A 3,577-nucleotide genomic window follows, 5' to 3' on the forward strand; every position below is an offset into this window, starting at 1 on the left:
CGGTGTGCGGGCCGATGCCGCCGCAGGCCCATACGGGCAGGTCCTCGGGCAGCGCGTCGTCGGCTCCGCCGCGGGCCGCCAGGACGTGCTGCAACAGGACGAACGTGCTCAACTCGCCGGCGCGGCCGCCGCTTTCGGTGCCGCGGACGATGATCCCGTGGGCGCCGGAGGCGACCGCGCGGCGCGCCTCCTCCAGGCCGGTGGCCTCGACGAGGACCCGCCGTCCGCCGAACTCCCCCGGCGAACGCGCGGGATCGGCGAGTACGACGGTGCCCGCGGAGGCGGGCAGATCGCCCGCCGTGACCGGGCAGCCGGGCCGGATACGGACACCGAACGGGCGCGCCGTCCAGCGGTCCGCGCAGTCGAGATGTTCGGCGGCCTCGCGCTGCGCGCCGTCGCCGACGGGCAGTTCGAGCACTCCGAGTGCGCCCGCGGCGCACGCGGCGGCGGTCAGCCGTGGTGACGGGCGGTGCACAGGGTTGATCGCGATGACCGGAACCGATCTCGGGGACACGTCGGACGCGTCCGTATCCAGCATCCTCATGGGCTCTCCCGACTGCACGATCGCTTCGGCCAGCTGACCATGCGTAGTAGACGGGACGGTTAACCGCCGGTCAACCAAGGGCAGTCCGCCTGCTCGTCACTCTCCGTCAACCGGAAGTGGAACGGGCACGAACGGGCAATTCGCCCTCCGTGGCACAGTGAGCCGGGCCTTGACACGCACGTCATAAAGACGGAACTCAACGGTCATTACGTTTGTCATGGCCACGTAACCGTCCGCTTACAGACCACACGGGGACTGTGTGGCAGATCACAGCATTGCGGCGGGATCCCCGGAACCGCCGGGCAGCCCGGCCGGCCACGTGGATCGACAGGAGGTCGGTCCTGCCCGTGACCCGGCGGACGACGCCGGTCGGCGACCGGTGGTGCGTCCCGCGATTGTGCACCGGTTTCCCGCGCCCGCGTTCGCCGTTGAGCAAACGCGCAAACATCGACGGGAACCGGCTCCGGTCATCCGGAACAGAGTCCGGGAGGTGCCGTCGGACACTCAGGGGTCATGGACGCACGTCTGCCCGAACTCACGCCCGGATCACGGTTGTCGGCGGTCACGGCGGCCTCCTCGGCGACTGTCCCGGTGGGGGTCGGAATGTCTACGCGCGGAGAACGTACGCCCGGATACTCGTGAGTCACAAGGGACGGACGGACAATGGCAAGTACTGGCCACGAATTCCTGTGTACGGGCCACCCCGGGCCGCGATATCGGGCGCGGCACGGCGTGCGACGACGCGCTTTCGGCCGCGATGCCCCCATCCGGCCACGTACGGCGGCCCGTTCGGAGGCGGACCACCCGCGCTTTTCCGCCTGTTCGTACCGCGCCCTCGACAGCGTCCGCACACGGCGGTATGCGTCCGGGCCCGCGCCGCGTGAGGCGGCTCCGTCCGCACGCTTGTCTAAACCGATTTAACGGTGCAGGGTGCGAGACCCTCCGAGCCGCCGTCCCCTGACGTGGAAGCGAGTGCACAGCCATGAGCGAGCCGGCCATGAGCGTGTCCCGAAGAAGACTCCTCGCACTGGGAGTTGCCGTCCCGGCGTGCTCGGCGCTCGCGCCGGGGGCCGCGTGGGCGGCGGCCCCGGATCCGGCGTCCGCGGCGCACGCATCGTCCGCGCCGGCCGAGCGCCGCGCCGGCGACCGTCCCGGGGTACGGGTCAACCTCGCCCATCTCGACTTCCTCCGCGACACGGTGCGTCCCGCGCCGGTCCCGGGCCACGACACCTACCGGCTGCGCGAGGAGCCCGCGCTCGGTGCGCTGTGGACGTACGCCGAGCGGCAGTCCGACGGCTCCTACCGGCGTACGGGCGGCGGCGAGCGCGATCCGGAGACCGGCCACTACGCCCAAGGGGCCTACAACGCCGACGACATGGCGCGCGCCGCCGTCGTCTACCTCCGGCACTGGCGGCTGATCGGCTCCCCGCACAGCGAGCGCGCCGCACGCCAACTGCTGCGCGGCATCTGCTACTTGCAGACGACGACGGGCCCGCACGCGGGCGACGTCGTGCTGTGGCAGCAGGCCGACGGCACGCTCAACCGCAGCGCGTATCCGCCGGAGACCCCCGATCCGTCCGACTCCGGCCCGTCGTACTGGCTGGCGCGGCTCGTCTGGGCGCTGGGCGAGGGCGTCGAGGCGTTCGGCGGCGCGGGCGGCGGGTCCGCAACCGGGTCCGGGTCCGGGCTCGGGGACCCGGAGGGCGAACTCGCCCACGGCTTCGTCCAGTTCCTCCGCGACCGGCTCGAACTGGCCCTCACCGCACTGGAACGCGACGTCCTCTCCCGCTACGGCACCTGGGAGACCGCGGACGGCCGCCGCGTACCGGCGTGGCTCATCGCCCGCGGCGCGGACGCCACATCGGAGGCGGTACTCGGACTCGCCGCGTATGTACGGGCGGGCGGCGGCGAACGCGCCCGCCGTGCCACGGCCCGCTTCGCGGAGGGGATCGCGGCGCTGGCCTCCGGCGGCCCCGGTGTCTGGCCCTACGGCGCGGTGCTGCCCTACGCCGCCTCGCTCTCCCAGTGGCACGCCTGGGGCGCCCAGATGCCGACGGCGCTCGCGGTGGCCTCCCAAGTCCTCGGCCGCGAGGATCTGTTGCGTACGGCGCTGGGCGACGCGGCGGGCCTCACACCGGAGTTGCTGACGGCGGGCGGATGCGACAACGGCCGGCTGCCCGCGCCCGTCGACCGCAGCCAGATCGCGTACGGCGTCGACTCACGGCTGCGCGCGCTGCTCGCCGTCGCCGAGGCGGCGGGCACGCACGCCGCCAACGCCGCGGGCCGTACGGGCAGTTGGGGCCGCAGGGGCGCCCCGGGCCTCTATCCCCTCACCGCGCTGACCGCCGCCTGGTACTTCGGCGCCAACGCCGCCGGAGAGCCCGTCCACGACCCGGACACCGGCGTCACCTTCGACGGGGTCTCCCCCGAGGGCGAGATCAACCGCAACTCCGGCGCCGAGTCCACCGTTCACGGCCTGCTGTCCATGCTGGCGCTCGCCTCCCTCACGGACGGCCCCACGAACGGCCCCACGAACGGCAACGTACGCGCGGGCTCCGTACCACCGCTGGCCGTGACCTCCGCCGAGCACGACGGGACACGCGTACTGGAGGCGGAGGACGGCGAGTTGACGGGCGCGGCGAAGGTCCAGCGCCCCGACCCGGCCGCCACCGAGGAGTCCGCGTACTCCGGCGGCGCCTGCGCGGCACTGCGCGAGGACGGCGCGATCACCTGGACGCTGCCGGACAAGGCCCCGGACCCGCTGCTCGCCTCCCCGGTGGTGAACCTCGTCGAGGACCGGGCGGCGGGCCGCACCGTCTGGAACTCCCGTGGCGCCACGGCCGGTTCGGCCTCGCTCGACCACGGCACCGCCGGCCCGCAGGGAGTCTCCGCCGTCCCTGGCACGCTGACGCCGGTGGCGCTGCCGGGCACCTTCGCACCGGGCGGACGGCTGCGCGCCCGCGCCGCGGACGTGGGGAAGCACGCGCTGCGCGTGGACGCCGTCCTCGTACGGCCCGCCGTGGCACGCCTCGT

The 3,577-nt window shown here is 73.7% G+C and carries 1 protein-coding gene and 1 pseudogene; one reads left to right on the forward strand and one right to left on the reverse strand.

Translation table 11 applies throughout. The features are described from left to right. Window positions 1–544, reverse strand: a 544-nt coding sequence (locus tag AN218_RS30455; RefSeq protein ID WP_141747765.1) for a nitronate monooxygenase family protein, incomplete at its 3' end; no start/stop codon positions are given. Window positions 545–1,541: 997 nt separating this feature from the next. On the opposite strand from AN218_RS30455, the pseudogene AN218_RS30460 reads away from it, so the two are divergent. Further along, window positions 1,542–3,577 (forward strand): annotated as a pseudogene (locus AN218_RS30460) (hypothetical protein); the annotation flags it as partial.

The sequence above is a fragment of the Streptomyces nanshensis genome (assembly GCF_001751255.1).
GTDB classification, from domain to species: domain Bacteria; phylum Actinomycetota; class Actinomycetes; order Streptomycetales; family Streptomycetaceae; genus Streptomyces; species Streptomyces nanshensis_A.